At 63.2% G+C, this 16,482-nt stretch carries 15 protein-coding genes and 2 tRNA genes; 8 read left to right on the forward strand and 9 right to left on the reverse strand.

Going from position 1 to position 16,482, the window contains the following annotated elements:
- Positions 1-457: 457 nt before the first annotated feature.
- Complete coding sequence (locus tag FGL95_RS30050) at positions 458-2,005, reverse strand: protein kinase domain-containing protein (protein ID WP_169594318.1); 1,548 nt, start codon at positions 2,003-2,005, stop codon at positions 458-460.
- 299 nt (positions 2,006-2,304) lie between these two features.
- Between FGL95_RS30050 and FGL95_RS30055 the strand changes: the two genes are divergently transcribed.
- Together FGL95_RS30055 and FGL95_RS30060 are read left to right on the forward strand one after the other, a co-directional pair.
- The gene (locus FGL95_RS30055) at positions 2,305-2,718 is read left to right on the forward strand and encodes an ArsR/SmtB family transcription factor (RefSeq protein WP_169594320.1); all 414 of its coding nucleotides are present in this window, start codon (positions 2,305-2,307) and stop codon (positions 2,716-2,718) included.
- A complete protein-coding gene (locus FGL95_RS30060) occupies positions 2,715-3,764 on the forward strand; it encodes a cation diffusion facilitator family transporter (protein WP_169594322.1) in 1,050 nt (349 codons plus the stop codon). The genes FGL95_RS30055 and FGL95_RS30060 overlap by 4 nt, the downstream gene beginning before the upstream one ends.
- Positions 3,765-4,214: 450 nt before the next feature.
- On the opposite strand, the gene FGL95_RS30065 is transcribed toward FGL95_RS30060, so the two are convergent.
- Positions 4,215-4,287, reverse strand: a tRNA-Lys gene (locus tag FGL95_RS30065).
- A 234-nt stretch (positions 4,288-4,521) separates the two neighbouring features.
- Here FGL95_RS30065 and FGL95_RS30070 point away from each other — a divergent pair.
- Positions 4,522-5,748, forward strand: a complete 1,227-nt coding sequence (locus FGL95_RS30070) for a L,D-transpeptidase (protein ID WP_169594324.1) — start codon at positions 4,522-4,524, stop codon at positions 5,746-5,748.
- 125 nt (positions 5,749-5,873) lie between these two features.
- Here FGL95_RS30070 and FGL95_RS30075 read toward each other — a convergent pair.
- From FGL95_RS30075 to FGL95_RS30085, 3 genes are all read right to left on the reverse strand, one after another.
- Positions 5,874-5,949: transfer RNA gene (locus FGL95_RS30075), tRNA-His, on the reverse strand.
- Between the two features lie 77 nt (positions 5,950-6,026).
- A complete protein-coding gene (orn, locus tag FGL95_RS30080) occupies positions 6,027-6,641 on the reverse strand; it encodes an oligoribonuclease (protein WP_169594327.1) in 615 nt (204 codons plus the stop codon).
- Between the two features lie 74 nt (positions 6,642-6,715).
- Positions 6,716-7,306, reverse strand: a complete 591-nt coding sequence (locus FGL95_RS30085; protein ID WP_169594329.1) for a TetR/AcrR family transcriptional regulator — start codon at positions 7,304-7,306, stop codon at positions 6,716-6,718.
- 44 nt (positions 7,307-7,350) lie between these two features.
- Here FGL95_RS30085 and FGL95_RS30090 point away from each other — a divergent pair, with 44 nt between their 5' ends.
- A complete protein-coding gene (locus FGL95_RS30090) occupies positions 7,351-7,887 on the forward strand; it encodes a nitroreductase/quinone reductase family protein (protein WP_240963415.1) in 537 nt (178 codons plus the stop codon).
- Positions 7,888-7,914: 27 nt separating this feature from the next.
- On the forward strand, positions 7,915-9,576 hold the full coding sequence (locus FGL95_RS30095) for a helicase HerA-like domain-containing protein (protein ID WP_169594330.1): 1,662 nt from the start codon (positions 7,915-7,917) through the stop codon (positions 9,574-9,576).
- Positions 9,577-9,625: 49 nt separating this feature from the next.
- On the opposite strand, the gene cmrA is transcribed toward FGL95_RS30095, so the two are convergent.
- The 3 genes from cmrA to FGL95_RS30110 form a co-directional block, all read right to left on the reverse strand.
- Positions 9,626-10,429, reverse strand: coding sequence for a mycolate reductase (cmrA, locus tag FGL95_RS30100; RefSeq protein WP_169594333.1), 804 nt, complete (start codon positions 10,427-10,429; stop codon positions 9,626-9,628).
- A gap of 73 nt (positions 10,430-10,502) precedes the next feature.
- Entirely contained in the window at positions 10,503-12,560 is a 2,058-nt protein-coding gene (locus FGL95_RS30105; protein WP_169594335.1) for an NADPH-dependent 2,4-dienoyl-CoA reductase, read from the reverse strand.
- Positions 12,557-13,108 (reverse strand): helix-turn-helix transcriptional regulator, encoded by a 552-nt coding sequence (locus tag FGL95_RS30110; protein WP_169594337.1) that lies wholly within the window; start codon positions 13,106-13,108, stop codon positions 12,557-12,559. Before FGL95_RS30110 ends, FGL95_RS30105 begins: the two co-directional genes overlap by 4 nt.
- A gap of 124 nt (positions 13,109-13,232) precedes the next feature.
- Between FGL95_RS30110 and FGL95_RS30115 the strand changes: the two genes are divergently transcribed.
- Positions 13,233-14,549 (forward strand): MFS transporter, encoded by a 1,317-nt coding sequence (locus FGL95_RS30115; RefSeq protein ID WP_169594339.1) that lies wholly within the window; start codon positions 13,233-13,235, stop codon positions 14,547-14,549.
- Here the strand turns inward: FGL95_RS30115 and FGL95_RS30120 are convergent, their stop codons facing one another.
- Positions 14,550-15,167, reverse strand: coding sequence for a TetR family transcriptional regulator (locus FGL95_RS30120; protein ID WP_169594340.1), 618 nt, complete (start codon positions 15,165-15,167; stop codon positions 14,550-14,552).
- Between the two features lie 81 nt (positions 15,168-15,248).
- On the opposite strand from FGL95_RS30120, the gene FGL95_RS30125 reads away from it, so the two are divergent.
- Together FGL95_RS30125 and FGL95_RS30130 are read left to right on the forward strand one after the other, a co-directional pair.
- The gene (locus tag FGL95_RS30125; RefSeq protein ID WP_169594342.1) at positions 15,249-15,461 is read left to right on the forward strand and encodes a hypothetical protein; all 213 of its coding nucleotides are present in this window, start codon (positions 15,249-15,251) and stop codon (positions 15,459-15,461) included.
- A 249-nt stretch (positions 15,462-15,710) separates the two neighbouring features.
- Positions 15,711-16,352: a hypothetical protein gene (locus FGL95_RS30130; protein ID WP_169594344.1), complete on the forward strand. Its 642-nt coding sequence runs from the start codon at positions 15,711-15,713 to the stop codon at positions 16,350-16,352.
- Positions 16,353-16,482 lie beyond the last annotated feature (130 nt).

A 16,482-nucleotide genomic window follows, 5' to 3' on the forward strand; every position in this document is an offset into this window, starting at 1 on the left:
GGGTTTCATAAGACGAGCCGGAGAATTTTGTTCCGGGAGCTGGTGTGCGGGCGTCGTCTTCTCGGCGGCGTTTCTTGACCAATTCCGATTGACCACGGCGAAGAAGCAGCTGATTCTCTTCGACTTCGTTCGGCACAACTACACCTTCTTCACATCGCCAGACCTTCTTGACATCCTCGACATTGCGTAGCCTTGGGACCGGGTCGGCGCGAGGCGGTGACCATCGATGTGGACCACATCGGGAAGGTTCTCGCGGATCAGCTTCAAGCCGTAGCTGCGCTTCGGTCGCGTGACCGACGTCGCGTTTTCGTTTTTTCGAATTAGAACGTAGGTCCGGGTTGGTGGATTGATCGTGTCGTCTCGATCCTCGCTGGGCATGGTCAGGACGACGAGAAGGCCGTGCCCTGCGCGTTGCCCACAGGTGCCGTATCTGGAGTAGAACGACCTTGGGCGACGCTCAGCTGGGTGCAGGAGTCGACCCCTGCGCGCGGCGGTCCCGTCGCAGGGATCGCGCCGCGAACGCGGCCAAAAGGATGACATAGACACCGATTACGAGGGCGTGCAGCAATCCCCCCCAAAGGCAATGATTGACTCCGTGGTGGTCGCCGAAGATAGCGGTGGAGACCGACGCCAGTTCCGCCTGGCTCGTGAAATAGACCGCGCAGGTATCACCGAGGAAGAACACATACACCGCGATGCCGAGCAAGCCAGCGCCCACAGCGGCACAAGCGACGATAACCACGGGCAGAACACCCCGCCGCCACCGAACCGCGATCATCAATGCTCCGAGAACGGAAAAAACTGGAATCCACAAAGGCCCCCCAAGGTATTCCGGGGCTCGCAATCCGAGCTGCGGGTCAAAGCTGTTGGGACTCTGCAAAGCCCATGCAGCGGCTCCAACCGCAATGGTGATTGCCCCTGCTATGGGCCAACTCCAACCGCGCAAAAACCCAGTGGTCGATGGCACTTCTGGTGAACGAGCGTAGATCGTTTTCTCGAGCCGACGACGATCGTTGTGTGGCGCGCTGAGGCCGAGCTCTGTCGCCCCTTCACGAACGACGTGCGGTGTTGGTTCCGACCTGGAGAGTTCGGGCCTAGACGGCGGTTCAACTGGTGCTTCGCCTCGGGTCGGACCGGGGATCGTGGCGGGTAGTACGTCCACGACGGTGGCAGGTGAACCGGTGTTCGGGACGCGCGTCTGGGCGTCTCGCGCCGCTGCGGCGAGTTCTCCGGCTGTTTTGTAACGCTCGTCGGGATTCTTTGCCATTCCGTGGGCAATGACCGTGTCGAACGCCGCTGGTACGCCTGGCCGGTCGACGCTGGGTCGTGGGGGAGGTGTGTTCAGGTGTCCGGCTATTTGTTGTTCGATGCTGTTTCCTGGGAACGGTCGAGCATCGGTCAGGCATTCGTGGAGGACGCAGGCGAGTGCGTAGACATCGGATCGGGCGTCGGCTTCCCGGGTGCTGAATCGTTCGGGCGCCATGTAGGCAAAGGTGCCGACCGCGGTACCGGTGCTGGTCAAACCGGATTCGCCAGCGGCGCGGGCGATCCCGAAATCGATGAGGTAAACGAAGTCGCGAGCCGTGACCAGCATGTTGGACGGTTTGACGTCGCGGTGGACCAACCCGGCATCATGTGCGGCGTCAAGCGCCGCTGCGACCTGATCGATGAGCGCCACGGCGTAGGGCGTGGGCATCGGCCCGTTCTTGGCAAGCATCGCCTCGACGTCGGTGCCTTTGATCAGGCGCATGTCGAGGAAGAGTCGGCCGTCGATTTCGCCGTAGTCGTGAATAGGGACGACGTGGGGTTCGTCCAGTCCGGCGACCGAGTGTGCTTCGCGGCGAAACCGTTCGCGAAATACGTCGTCGACGGCTAGGTTCTGCGGCAGAACTTTCAGCGCCACGATCCGGTCGGTGATGGTGTCGTAGGCCTTGTAGACCTGACCCATGCCGCCTTCGCCGATCAACTCTCGCAGGCGGTAGCGTCCGAACGGGGTCTCATCCACTCGCAGCCCCTCCGGGTGATACGTGCTTCTACCGGAAGCCTAATGCGCAAACGCTCGCGGCTTCAGGCAAACGCGATCAACCTGACTGCCGATTATTGAATGCATCGACGACTCGAGGGCGGGCCTCGTACTGCTGCGTAGGAGGATGCGGAGCTCGTCACTTTATGGCGTACCCGCATGGTAGGGACCCTGTCTTTTGCGCGAACCCGATGAAACGTACCGAACACGTGATCGGCGCCGATTTCCTGTGGCGCGCCGGTCAATGAGCTACGCCTCGGGGAAACCTCTACTATCTACGTATGAATGCGGATAAGGAGTTATGTCGTCGGCGGCTGCCGGATGATCGGGTGAATCTTGTGGCCGAGGTGTTCCGGATGCTCGCCGACGCCACGCGTGTGCAGCTGTTGTGGGCGCTCGTCGGCCGGGAAATGTCGGTCAACGATCTTGCCGAACACATCGGAAAGCCCGCACCGTCGGTGTCGCAGCACCTGGCAAAGCTACGAATGGCGCGACTGGTCGGCACTCGCCGGGAGGCCACCACCATCTTTTACAGCCTTGAAAACGATCACGTCGGGCAGCTGGTCACCGACGCCGTCCACAACGCTGAACACGCCGGCCCGGGCACTCCTGGCCACCACCGCAGCGCAGATCAGCTGCGAGAGCTGCACTCTGTAGACGCTTCGCCCAAACGCACCGGCGGAGCAGGCGCATGACTCATCAGAAACACAAGCACGAACACGAACACGGCAATGGCGCGATCGGTCATGGTCATTGCCATGGTCATGAAGATGCCAGCTGGGGCGCGAAGTTCGGTGTCGCGATTCGGGAAGTGTTCGCCCCGCACAGCCACGATGCCGCCGACAGCATCGACGGTGCGCTGGAATCCAGCGCTGCAGGGATCCGCGCGGTGAAGATCAGCCTCGTTGCCCTCGGAGCAACGTCGATCGCGCAACTGGTAATCGTGCTGATCTCCGGCTCGGTCGCCTTGCTGGCCGACACGGTCCACAACGTCTCCGACGCGCTGACCGCAATCCCGCTCTGGATCGCATTCGCGCTTGGCCGCCGCGCGGCGACGCGTCGCTACACCTACGGATTCGGACGCGCCGAAGACCTCGCAGGCCTGTTCGTGGTCGCGACGATCATGCTGTCGGCGATTGTTGCCGCAGTCGAGTCCGTCCGCCGCCTGATCAACCCGGTCTTGATCGACCACCTCGCCTGGGTCGCTGCCGCCGGCCTCGTCGGATTCCTCGGGAACGAACTCGTCGCCGTCTACCGCATCCGCGTCGGCCGCCAGATCGGTTCCGCTGCTCTCGTCGCGGACGGACTGCACGCCCGTACAGACGGATTCACCTCTCTCGCCGTCGTTCTGGGCGCCTTTGGTGTTGCATTCGGTTACCCGATTGCAGACCCCATCGTAGGGTTGTTAATCACCGTCGCGATTCTTGCCGTGTTGCGGACGGCCGCGCGGGACGTATTCCGCAGGTTGATGGACGGTGTCGACCCTGAGCTAGTCGACGCCGCTGAAAGGACCCTCGCCGCCGAACCCGGCGTGCGGGGCGTCCGCAGTGTGAAGATGCGATGGATCGGGCACCGCCTGCACGCCGATGCCGAACTCGACATTGACCCGGCCACCAGCCTCGACGATGCACATCGACTCGCCCACGACGCCGAACACAGCCTCACCCACGCCGTCCCCAAGCTAGACAGCGCTCTTGTCCACGCCTACCCACACAACGACGAACCGCGTAATCGTGGTTGAGCGGGCGAATTCTTCCCAGGCCACGTCGACTGTTCCCGATCGGGGAGCGCGTGCGCTTCGATTTTGCCTGACGCGTCGAGCGGTCGTATGCACGCAACAGGGCGGGACGGCGAGTTGAACCGCGTGAATCGGTCGCAGTAGATCGTGGAAAGACCAAGGTGCGGCACCCGGCAGCGTCACCACAAAACCAAGCTTATGGCGAAGACCAAGATCGACTCTGGCCTCCGTTCTCCGGATCGTCACGTACCACCGCGGCCACATGAACCCCGCGAAAACGGATTGGGAGTCAACTTGTTTCGGTAGGTATGCAACGCGCTGAACAGGCCTTTTGCTGAAGCTCGTCGCCTGAGTTCAACAGATTCGTCGCGAAAGTGTTGACCAAAGTGTTGAGTTGGCGGACGTGCACTGGTCGCGAGAAAAGAAAAACCCCTGCTAAGCAGGGGTTTTCAGTGCGCCATCAGGGACTTGAACCCCGAACCCGCTGATTAAGAGTCAGCTGCTCTGCCAATTGAGCTAATGGCGCATGTAAACATTTGGTGCGGGACAGACGATAACAGGACAACCGGGCCGAAGTGAAATCCGTTAGTTGGTGAGTGTGTTCCATCCCATGGTTGCGGCGCTTCTGTTGGTTTGGGAAGGGCGTGACTGGCAGAATGGTGTACCACACGGTCTGAACGACCCGGCCTGGGGGAGTGGGTACGGCAAAGTCTGCCGACTCGGACGAGGCAGTTCGATCCAGAATCTGAGGTGATTTCGAATGAGGTTACGTCGCGGAAAAAGACGACGAACGCAGGGGCGTACGCGCAACGCGTTCATCGTGCTGGCTGTTGCTTTGGCCGGACTGACTGCTCTGTTGTCGGGCTGCTCCAAGTCCTCTGACAGCGCAAAGCAGCTGCCCATCGACTCCAACCCGCTCATGGAACTGATCAAGCCGAAGCTCACGTTTGCAGTGAAGGACGGCGAGGTCGGCGTTTCACCGGGCACGCCCATCAAAGTGACCGTCGTCGACGGCAAACTTGGCAAGGTCACCCTGCTCAACCCCGAAAACGTTTCGGTTCCCGGCGTCATGTCGTCGGACGGTCTGAGCTGGCAGAACACCGAGCCGCTCGGTTACGACCGGAAGTACAAGGTCGTCGCGGAGGCCTACGGTCTCGGAGGTTCGACGACGTCGGAGCTGAGCTTCACCACCAGCGTCCCCGAGAACCTCACCAAGCCGTATTTGCTGCCTGGTGACAACGACGTGGTCGGTATCGGCCAGCCTGTCGCGATTCAGTTCGACGAGAACATTCCCGACCGTCAAGCAGCCCAGAATGCGATCACCATCACCACCACGCCGCCGGTCGAAGGCGCGTTCTACTGGGTGAACAATCGTGAGGTCCGCTGGCGGCCCGAGAACTTCTGGGCGCCGGGCACGAAGGTCGACGTGAAGGTCGACGTCTACGGCAAGGACCTCGGTGGCGGTCTGTTCGGTTCCGAGGACATCAAGACGAACTTCAGCATCGGCGACGCGGTCGTCTTCACCGCCGACGACAACACCAAAGAGGTCGTCGTCACACGCAACGGCGAGACGATCATGACGATGGACACATCGATGGGTAAGTCCGGCGACGAGACCCCCAACGGCACGTACATCATCGCCGACAAGCACGAGAAGATCATCATGGACTCCTCGACCTACGGCGTGCCCTCCAACTCGCCTGACGGCTACAAGACGCCTGTCGATTACGCCACGAGGATGTCGTACAGCGGCATCTTCATGCATTCGGCGCCTTGGTCGGTCGGCGCGCAGGGGTCGTACAACACCAGTCATGGCTGCCTCAACCTGAGTCCGTCCAACGCGATCTGGGTGTACAACAACGCCAAGCGCGGTGACATCGCCATCGTCAAGAACACCAGCGGTGGCACGCTCTCCGGCACCGACGGTCTGGGCGACTGGAACATCCCCTGGTCCACCTGGAAGGCCGGCAACGCCAACAAGAACTAGGCGCTGGCACTGACAAACGCAAAGGCCGGTCCTCCCGCATCTGGGAGGGCCGGCCTTGTTGTCGCGCGTGCAGGGCCAGGCGACGAAAAAGCCGGCCCTCCCGAATGGGAGGACCGGCTTTCGTGTGGGGTGAGCGACGGGACTCGAACCCGCGACATTCAGGATCACAACCTGACGCTCTACCAGCTGAACTACGCCCACCACGACTGAGTGTTTCGACTACGCCGCAACATCAGCGCCGTCGATACTAGCGTGCCGAGTGCGCTGGCCGCCAATCGTTAGTTACCGGCGTGGTTGCCGGAGCCGAGTCCAGTGGCGATGGCGGCAATCTCGGCCGTTGTTGGACCTGGCTCGGCGACGAAAACGGTCTTTCGGTAGTACTCGAGTTCGCGGATCGATTCCTTGATGTCGGCCAGTGCGCGGTGGGCGAGACCCTTCTCCGGCTGACCGAAGTAGATACGCGGGTACCAGCGGCGAGTGAGTTCCTTGATCGAGCTGACGTCGATCATGCGGTAGTGCAGGTACGAGTCCAGTTCGGGCATGTCGCGAGCGATGAAGCCGCGGTCTGTCGCGATGGAGTTGCCCGCCAGCGGCACAGTCCCGGCGACGGGGACGTGTTCGCGGATGTAGGCGAGGATCAGCTCTTGCGCCTGCTCGATCGTGTACGTCGACGCCCGGACCTCTTCGGTCAATCCGGACTTCTGATGCATCTCGGCGACGACCTGGGGCATGTCTGCCAGCGCGGCATCGTCGGTGTGAATCACGATGTCGACGCCGTCGCCGAGAATTTTCAGATCGCTGTCGGTGACGAGGGCTGCGACCTCGATGAGCTTGTCCGTCGAGAGGCGGAGACCGGTCATCTCACAGTCGATCCATACGAGTTTGTCCTGCACGCGATCCAGCCTAGTCAGGGCCTTCCGACTCGGTGCGGAGCGCTGCACTTCTGTGCGCAGGCCCGCCGATCGGCTCAGCTCTCGACCGGTGCCCAACCGCGGGCGAGGCAGTGCAGTGATTGCTCCCAGATCGCATCGGAAGCCGGACCGAGGAAGCCGCGTTTCTCCAGCATCACGAGCCCGTGGACTGTCGCCCAGGCTTGCAGGGTGATGGCGTCGACGTCTCCGGCGTAGATCCCCGCATCGAGGCATCGAACGACCGCGTCGCGCAACCGACCGACTGTGCGAAGACTGAGGGCGACGTCGTCTGCTGTGGGGGAGAACTGGGCGCTGTCGACGACGAACATCACGTCGTACAGATAAGGCCGGTCTCGTGCGCTACGGCCATAGGCGAGTCCGAGCGCAAACATGTCGTGGAGTGGGTCGTCGGTATCGGGTATGCCGTCGAGTACCTCGGCGAAGGCTGCGAATCCGTCGTTGAACATTGCGCGCAACATGCCTGTGCGCGAACCGAATACGGCGTAGACGGCCCGTGTGGTGACGTCGGCGTCGGCGGCGACGCCACGCACGGTCACTGCGTCGATGCCGTGTGCGGCGAGGCGTAGCCCTGCGGCACGCAACAGCGCGTCGCGGGTGTCGTCGTCGTGCACCTTGGGCCTGGCCAACGATCGTAACGTTACAGTGTTACGAAACTACCTGGGGAGGGGTTATGAGCGACCTGGAAGAGCTTCGACAGGCTGCGGTTGCGGAGGAGTCGAAGCATGGGCGCCTGCTCACGAAACCCAAGCACGGGCAAATACTGAGCGCACTGATGCTGCCCGGGCTTTGGCTGGCGCCGCCGTCCGGTTATGGCGTGCTGACGACGACCGGACGCAAGACGGGAAAGCTACGACGCAAATGCATTCGCATCATTCGAGACGGCGATCGCGCATATCTCGTTCAACTCGTCCCGCCGTCGCTCGGTGTCGAGCGCCCGGGTGCGGTTGCGTCGTGGGTGTGGAACCTCCGGGCGAATCCACATGTGCGGCTTCGTATCCGGGGTGGCTTTTTCGACGGTGTCGCGCGCGAGATCACAGACGGCGCAGAGTTGGCGCATGCGCGTCGAGTGCTGTGCGAGCCGGTCAAGCTGTTCGACTACGGCGAGTGCGCCCTGCACCTGCGCGGCGTCCCGAGTCGCGCGAAGATCGGGGAATTGCATCGCTACTGGTTCGATACCGGACATCCGATCGTCGTCGAGCTGAGCTGATCGGACCAGTCAGTTAATGTGACGGACATGACGAGTCCGGAAGAGAAGCTGGCCGCTGCGCGCAAGGCCGCGGCTGAGGCAGCAGCAGCGCTGGAAGCCGCAGAGAAGGAAGCCGCCGCCGGGCAGCAGGCAGCTGCTCCCGCACCGCAAGCGGGTGGCTCCGACAAGGCCAAGGCAATTGCCGCCGGCTACGCGTCGGAGGGCGCGGCGCTCGAGCTCGGCACCGTTGTCGTGGACGGCACCGTCGATCCCGAGGCGCGTATCCGGATCCCGTTGGCGACCGTCAACCGGCACGGCCTCGTCGCGGGCGCCACCGGCACCGGCAAGACCAAGACGCTACAGGGCATTGCCGAGCAGCTGTCGAAAGCCGGTGTGCCTGTTGTGCTTGCCGACGTCAAGGGCGACCTCTCCGGACTCTCGAAGCCGGGGGAGGAGAACGACAAGATCAAGACTCGCGCCACCGAAACCGGCGCAACGGATTGGGTACCTGCTGGTTTCCCGACGCAGTTCGTCTCGCTCGGTACCCAGGGGCTCGGCGTGCCGATTCGCGCGACGATCACGTCGTTCGGCCCGATTCTGCTCAGCAAGGTGTTGGGGCTCAACGAGACTCAGGAGTCCACCCTCGGACTGATCTTCCACTGGGCCGACACCCAGGGCTTGGCACTGCTGGACCTGAAAGACCTGCGATCGGTGATCCAGCACCTGACCAGCGACGAAGGCAAAGCCGACCTCAAGGGAATCGGCGGCGTCTCGTCCGCGACCGCGGGCGTCATCCTGCGCGCATTGGTGAACCTGGAAGCCGACGGCGGCGACACCTTCTTTGGTGAACCCGAACTCGAGACCGAGGATCTGCTGCGGACCGACGGCGGTCAGGGCGTCATCACCCTGTTCGAACTCGGCGCGCAGGCGGCGCGGCCCGCGATGTTCTCGACGTTCCTCATGTGGGTGCTGGCGGACTTGTTCCAGACGCTCCCCGAGATCGGCGACGTCGACAAGCCGAAGCTCGTCTTCATCTTCGACGAGGCGCACCTGCTGTTCGCGGACGCGTCGAAGGCGTTCAAGGATCAGGTCGAGCAGACGGTGAAGCTGATTCGTTCCAAGGGCGTCGGCGTCTTCTTCTGCACCCAGTTGCCGACCGACATTCCGAACGAGGTCCTCAGCCAGCTCGGCGCGCGGATCCAGCACGCGCTGCGCGCGTTCACCCCGGACGATCAGGCGGCGCTGAACAAGACGGTCCGTACGTATCCGAAGACAGACGTCTACGACCTCGAAAAAGCGTTGACCTCGTTGGGAATTGGCGAGGCTGTCGTGACGGTGCTGTCCGAGAAGGGTGCGCCGACGCCGGTGGCCTGGACGCGGCTGCGCCCACCACGGTCGTTGATGGACACGATCGGCAACGACGCCATCAGCGCTTCGGCGCACGCCAGCGCGTTGGCCGGTAAGTACGGTCAGACGATCGACCGCGAATCGGCATACGAGAAGATCAGCGCCTCGATCGCGGCGGCCCCGCAACCGCCTGCCAAGCCACCGCGCGCCGGCGGCGCCACTCTCGGTCGCCAAGTGGAAGATGACAGCGCCGCCGAGCGGATCATGAAGAACCCAGCGGTCAAGAGCTTCCTGCGTTCGGCCGCCTCCGCCGCAGGTCGCGAGATCAGCCGCAGCATCTTCGGCACGCGTCGCCGCCGCTGACCCCGTGCGCGAGTCTCACCCCGCCAGGGGTGAAATTCGCGCACAGTTGTCAGCTACCCAGCTTCTTGTAAAAATTGCCGACGATCGGGGCGACGATCGCGCGCGGACTGTATTGCCCGGCGACTGACATGCCCTTGCTGAGGATGCCCGGCACGACGCGCATCTTGTTGCGGGCCAATGCATCCAGTGACACGCGTGCCGTGTATTCGCTCGAGATCCAAAGGAAGTCGGGGACGAGCTTGTCGACGATGGACGCGTCGGCGGGGTCGGGCGTTTCAGTGCGGACCGGTCCGGGCGCGAGCAGCGTGACGTTCACGCCTGTGCCCTTCAGCTCGCTGCGCAGCGACTCGGAGAACGTGTTGACGAACGCCTTCGTGGCCGCGTAGGTCGCGTTGTTCGGGATCGGCATGTTCCCCGCCGCGGACCCGCTGATCAAGATTCCACCGGTGCCTCGCGCGAGCATCCCCGGCAGCACCGCGAGGGTGAGGTCGTGCACCGCAACGGCATTCAGCTCGACCTGGTCGCGCTCGTACCCCGGGTCGAGATCCGCGACCGCGCCGAACGTCGCAATGCCCGCGTTGTTGCACAGGATCGAGATATCGCGAGACGCCAGTTCGTCGGCCAGCACCTGGCGTTGCGCGCGGTCCGCAAGGTCGACGGGACGGACCTCGACGGTCACGCCGTACTGCGCGCGCAACTCGGCGGCCAGCGCCTCGAGTAGCTCACCGCGACGCGCGGTGAGGATCAGCGAATGCCCTCGAGACGCCAGTTCGGCGGCCAGCGCGACGCCGATGCCAGACGACGCGCCTGTCACAACGGCTCGGTTTTCGGGTGTAGGTATCGGCAAGCTCACGACCCGGAGCCTATCGGGCCCACACTCGTGAGTCTTTTAGGAGTCTATGGACTCCTAAAAGACTCACGAGGGGTTAGATCTTCGCGGCCAGGCGCGTGCCCTGGTTGATGGCGCGCTTGGCGTCGAGTTCGGCGGCGAGATCGGCGCCACCGATCACGTGGACCACCTGCTTGGCGGCGAGAAGGTCGGCTTCCAGGTCGCGGACCGATTCCTGACCGGCGCAGATGACGACGTTGTCGACCTCGATCACGCGGGGGCGTTCGCGCTTCTCGCCGAAACTGATGTGCAAGCCGCGGTCGTCGATGCGCTCGTAGTTGACGCCACCGATCTGCTCGACGCCCTTCGCCTTGATGGCAGCGCGGTGCACCCAACCGGAGGTCTTGCCGAGACCCTTACCGAACGACGACGACTTCCGTTGCAGAAGAACGACTTCACGCGCCGCGGGCGATGGCTTCGGCTTGCCCAACGCACCCGGACCGTCCTCGGGGTCGATGACGCCCCATTCCTCTTTCCAGTCGTCGAGCTTGAGGCTCGGTGAGCCGTCGACGGTGAGGAATTCGCTGACGTCGTACCCGATTCCGCCTGCGCCGATGACGGCGACGCGCTTGCCGACGGGCTTTTCCTCGCGGACCAGTTCAGGGTAGGAGAGCACCATCGGGTGGTCGATGCCGGGGATCTTCGGGATCCGCGGGCGGACGCCGGTCGCGAGGACGACCTCGTCGTAGCGTCCGTCGATCAGCTGCTGCGCAGACACGCGCGTGTTCAGATGCACTGTGACGCCGGTCTTTTCGAGCATGCGCGTGAAGTAGCGGAGCGTCTCGTTGAACTCTTCTTTGCCTGGGATGCGGCGAGCGAGGTCGAACTGGCCGCCGACCTTGTCGTCGGCCTCGTACAGATGGACCACATGGCCACGCTCGGCCAGGTTGACTGCGGCCGACATGCCGGCAGGTCCGGCGCCGACGACGGCGACCTTCTTGGTCCGGCGGGTCGGGAGCAGCTTGAGCTCGGTTTCGTGACCCGCGCGCGGGTTGAGCAAGCAGGAGACCGTTTTGTGCACGAATGCGTGGTCGAGGCACGCCTGGTTGCATGCGATGCAGGTGTTGATTTCGTCGACGCGCTCTTCCTGTGCCTTCAGCACCCAGTCCGGATCGGCGAGCAGCGGGCGCGCCATCGAAATCAGGTCCGAATCACCGCGCGTGAGAATCTCTTCCGCGGTCTCGGGCATGTTGATGCGGTTCGATGCGCACACCGGAATACTCACGTGGTGCTTGAGCTTCGCGGTGATGTCGACGAACGCGGCACGCGGAACCGAGGTGACGATCGTAGGTACCCGCGCCTCGTGCCAGCCGATGTCGGTGTTGATGATCGTGACGCCGGCCTGCTCGATCTTCTTTGCGAGCGTGACAATCTCGTCCCAGGTCTGGCCCTCTTCGACGAAATCGGCCATGGAGAGACGGAATACGATGATGAAGTCCGGGCCGACGGCCTCGCGTACGCGCCGCACGATCTCGACCGCGATGCGCTGACGGTTCTCCGTCGAGCCGCCCCATTTGTCCGTGCGCTTGTTGGTCCGGGGCGCGAGGAACTGGTTGATGAAATACCCTTCACCACCCATGATTTCGACGCCGTCGTAGCCCGCGAGCTTGGCGAGGCTGGCGCAACGGGCATAGTCGTCGATCGTCGACTCGATGCCCTTGTTGGACAACGCGCGCGGCTTGAACGGGTTGATCGGAGCTTTGATCGCCGACGCGGACACGCTGAAGGGGTGGTAGCCGTACCGGCCCGCATGCAGGATCTGCAGCGCGATCTTGCCGCCGGCCTCGTGCACGGCCTTCGTGATCGTGCGGTGGCGGTAGGCCTCCTGCTTCGAAATCAGCTGTGCGGCAAGGGGGAGCAGCCAGCCTTGGCGGTTGGGCGCGTACCCGCCGGTGATCATCAGCGCGACACCACCCCGCGCGCGCTCGGCGAAGTACTCGGCCAATCGCTTTGTGTCCCACGCGCGGTCCTCGAGACCGGTGTGCATCGACCCCATGACCACACGGTTCTTCAACGTCGTGAAGCCGAGGTCGAGTGGGCTGAGCAGGTTGGGGTACGGCGTCAAACCGGGCTCGCGAAGGGAGGGGGAGTTCATGCTGGGCTGTGCCTTTCGGGGGAGAGGGCATCCAATATTTCCTGACACCAATCCGCGGCGCCCTCGGCAGCGCGGATACCTCCTCGCAGGATGAGGTGTTGGTGCAGGGCCGGTCCGGAGAGCTGGTCCGGGGCCGGGAAGTCTTGTTTTTCCATCATTCGGTAGAGGTCGAGCCGTTGCAGGTGCAGATCGCGGTGGCGGGCGACTTCGGTCAGTAGCGCGGTCATGCTGCTGCTGTCGGCTGCGCGGATCTTCACGGCGAGCTCGTTGCGGATCTCGTTGGGCTCGCTGGGTTCGGCGATCCAGCGCGCGAGTTCTTCACGCCCGGATTCGCTGACGCGGTAGACCTTCTTGTCCGGCCGACCGTCCTGGACCACTTCCTCGACCTCGACCCAACCGGCTTCGTCCATGCGCTTGAGTACGCGGTAGATCTGCTGGTGGGTGGCACTCCAGAAGTAGCCGATCGACTTTCCGAATCGACGCGCAAGTTCGTACCCCGACCCGGACCGCTCGGTCAGGGAAACGAGTAGCGCGTGTTCCAAAGCCACGCCGGAATCGTATATGCACCCCGGTGCCTATGCAACTAGTTGCGCATCAAACTACTGTGAGTGAATTTCGCCCCTATAGGGGCTAGACGCGCGCACGGGGGGTGAAGCCGCATACGCTCCCAGCGTGACCTCGAGTATCGGCCAAGCGGCCACCCGCAAGCAGGTTTTCGCGTGGGGGCTGTGGGACTGGGGATCGTCGTCGTTCAACGTCGTCACGCTGACGTTCGTCTTCTCCGTCTACCTGACGGACAAGGTCGGCGAAAACCTCCCAGGGTCGATCTCGGCCGGCACGTGGTTCAGCTGGTCGCTCGGTATCGCCGGGTTCTTCGTCGCGGTACTCGCACCGATCAGCGGGCAATATTTCGACGCGTCGGGCCGACGTAAACGATCGCTCGGCGTCCTGAGTGCACTGACCGTCGTATTGATGGCGGCGATGTTCTTCGTGAAGGACTCCTATCAATACCTCTGGCTCGGCCTCGTCCTGCTCGGACTCGCGTCGATCGCCGCCGAGCTTGCCGTGGTCCCGTACAACGCGATGCTGCGTCAGGTGTCGACGCCGGAAACGATCGGTCGGGTCTCCGGATTCGGCTGGGCGATGGGGTATTTCGGCGGGATCGTGCTGTTGCTCGTGTCGTATTTCGGATTCATCGCGGGACACGGGGATACGCGAGGACTGCTGGGGATCGCGACCGAGGACGGTCTCAACATCCGTCTCGTCGCACTCCTCGCTGCCGTCTGGTACCTGTGCTTCACCATTCCCGTGCTGTTCGCCGTCCCGGAACCGCCAAAATTCGACACCGATCCCGGGGCGGCCGACGCGGGATTCCTTCAGTCGTATCGCGTGCTCTGGCGTGACATCCGCGATCTGTGGAAAACGGACCGTAACGTCGTCTACTTCCTCGGCGCCAGCGCGCTGTTTCGCGACGGGCTTGCCGGGATCTTTGCTTTCGGTGCGATCCTCGCCGTCGGTGTATATGGAATCGCCGACGACGACGTCCTGCTGTTCGGCATCGCGGCAAATGTGGTCGCGGCTGTGGGCGCGCTCGTCGCGGGACGATTCGACGACAACGTCGGGCCCAAGGCTGTTATCCGTTTTTCGTTGATCTCGCTGCTCGTGGCCGGCGTGGTGCTGCTTGTGGTCTCGGGGCCGGTGATGTTCTGGGTGTTCGGGTTGCTGCTCTGCCTGTTCGTCGGTCCCGCACAGTCGTCGGCGCGCACGTACCTTGCCCGACTGACGCCGCCTGGACGGGAAGGCCAGTTGTTCGGGCTTTACGCGACGACGGGACGCGCGGTGACGTTCCTTGCACCGACGCTGTTCGGCCTGTTCGCCTGGCTGTTCGGTACCGACCGGGCAGGCATCATCGGCATCCTCGTGGTCCTCGGCGTCGGACTCGCCGCATTGATGCTGGTGCGTGCCCCCGAAGCAAACGTCGAGCAGTAACTAGTCCCTCGTCGGACGCCACGCCGCGACGCCGACGAGGAGCAGTCGCAATTGCTTGCGGGCGCGGACCAACACGTCGTCCTGGTCTGCCGGGTTTGCGGTGTGATAGGCAGCCAATGCATCAAGCATCGCGGAGACAATCAGGTCCGCGGCCATTTCCAAGTCTTCGGTGTCCCAATCCGACGTCGTCGATTGGCGCGAAAGATCGATTGCGATTTCGGCGATGATCAGCCGCAGTTCGGTTTCGATGGCGCGGCGAATACGCGGCGCACCGCCGTACCGTTCCCGATATACGAAGCGGAACAGGTCCGGATTCTTGCGCGCGTTGTCGATGAACACCGACAGCCGCTGGTCGGCGTCCGTTGCGTTGGGTCCGCGGCGGGCGTCTCGCAAACTGTTCTTCAGTGCACGCGTGCTTTCGTCGACCAAGGCGAGCCCGAGATCGTCGAGTGAATCGAAGTGGCGATAGAAGCCGGTCGGAACGATATCGGCAGCCCTGGCGACCTCCCGCAGGCTGACTCCCGAAAAACCATGCACCGTTGCAAGTTTGAGCGCCCCGTCGAGCAGCGCGCGGCGAGTCTGCTCCTTGCGCTCAGCTCGCGATTGTTGTGCCGTCACCTGGCTAAATGTACAGGTGTGCACCGAGGGGTTATTGTTCGAAGAGTCACCAGCACGCCGCAGCTTAGGGGTACCGCCATCATGGTCGGAAGTTTCGAGAGCAACAAAGACATCGTTCAAGACCTGACAGAGCAGGCCGCAACACGCGTCGGCAATATCGCGAACATCATCACCGACGCAGTCAAAGGTGTCGCCAAAGAGGTCGGCGACCTCATTTCTGACGGCATCGAGATGCGCGATGCGTCGAAGAAGGCACGCGAAGACGGAACGGTCGACGCTGAGGTCGTCGACTAGACCTGCACTCTCTGTTGAGGGCCGTCTCCCACATCGGGAGGCGGCCCTTACTCATTCGTGAAGCCTCCCCGCACCGCGGATGTTCTTGTGCGCCTTGGCTTCTGCGCTTATCACTTCTCGCGAATGTGCCGCTACCGAACGGTGGAAACAGATCTATCACAAAAAGATAACAAATCAGTCTCGGATCGGGTATCGTCAGATTTGTTGAACTTCGCGCCTTGAAAATGGGGCCAAAGGAGGTCGAGCGACATGGGCCGACACAGCGTAGGAGCAGACGGGACCGTTGCGTTGCTGGGCAACGGTGCATTGCTAGGAAATCGAGTTCTGGTGGGTAACGCATTTGTGCCCGCGGCGTACCTTCGCGATACGCATTCTTGGGGGCGCGCTCATACCGTCGCTGCGGCTGCCGTCGCTTTGATCGGAGTCGGCGCGCTCGGCACAATCGCCGACGATTGGTGGGCGCGCGAAAGCTACACGGAGTCGGCCGTCATGGCCTACGACCATCCGATCGTGCTCGCACCTGCAGTGCCCGCTGCTCCGGTCGCTGAACAACCCGTCGTCGCCGCGCTGCCCACGGAAACAGTGGTCGCGGTGGCTCCAGTCGTGCCGCAAGTTGTTGCACCCGCCGCTCCCGCCGTCCCGACGGTGCGCGTCGTGCCCACCGCTGCGCCGATCGCGACCGCGGTTGCTCCGCAAGTTGCCGAGCCCGCTCCTCAGGTCGTCCAAGAGGCGCCCGCCGAACCCGTGCAAACTCGCGTCGGTCAGCCGGACGGCTCGCTTCTTTTCCCAGGCGAGCCTCCGCCGCCGCCACTGATCCAAGACCCAGGCGCTTTCCAACAGTGGATGGGCAATCACTTGGACCTGAAGGTGAAGTGGCTCGAAGGGCGCTGACGCACCCCTCGTGAGTCTTTTTGGGCTCTACTGACGTAACCGTGGGTGGTTGTGTCGCATATGGGTGCGCACGCCGTTGTCCCAGTAGCGTTCTGGCTTGTCTAAGGTCGGTCGGCTACTTGTGCGGGGT

Origin of the sequence: Antrihabitans stalactiti, from assembly GCF_012932915.1 — a bacterium.
GTDB classification, from domain to species: Bacteria; Actinomycetota; Actinomycetes; order Mycobacteriales; family Mycobacteriaceae; genus Antrihabitans; species Antrihabitans stalactiti.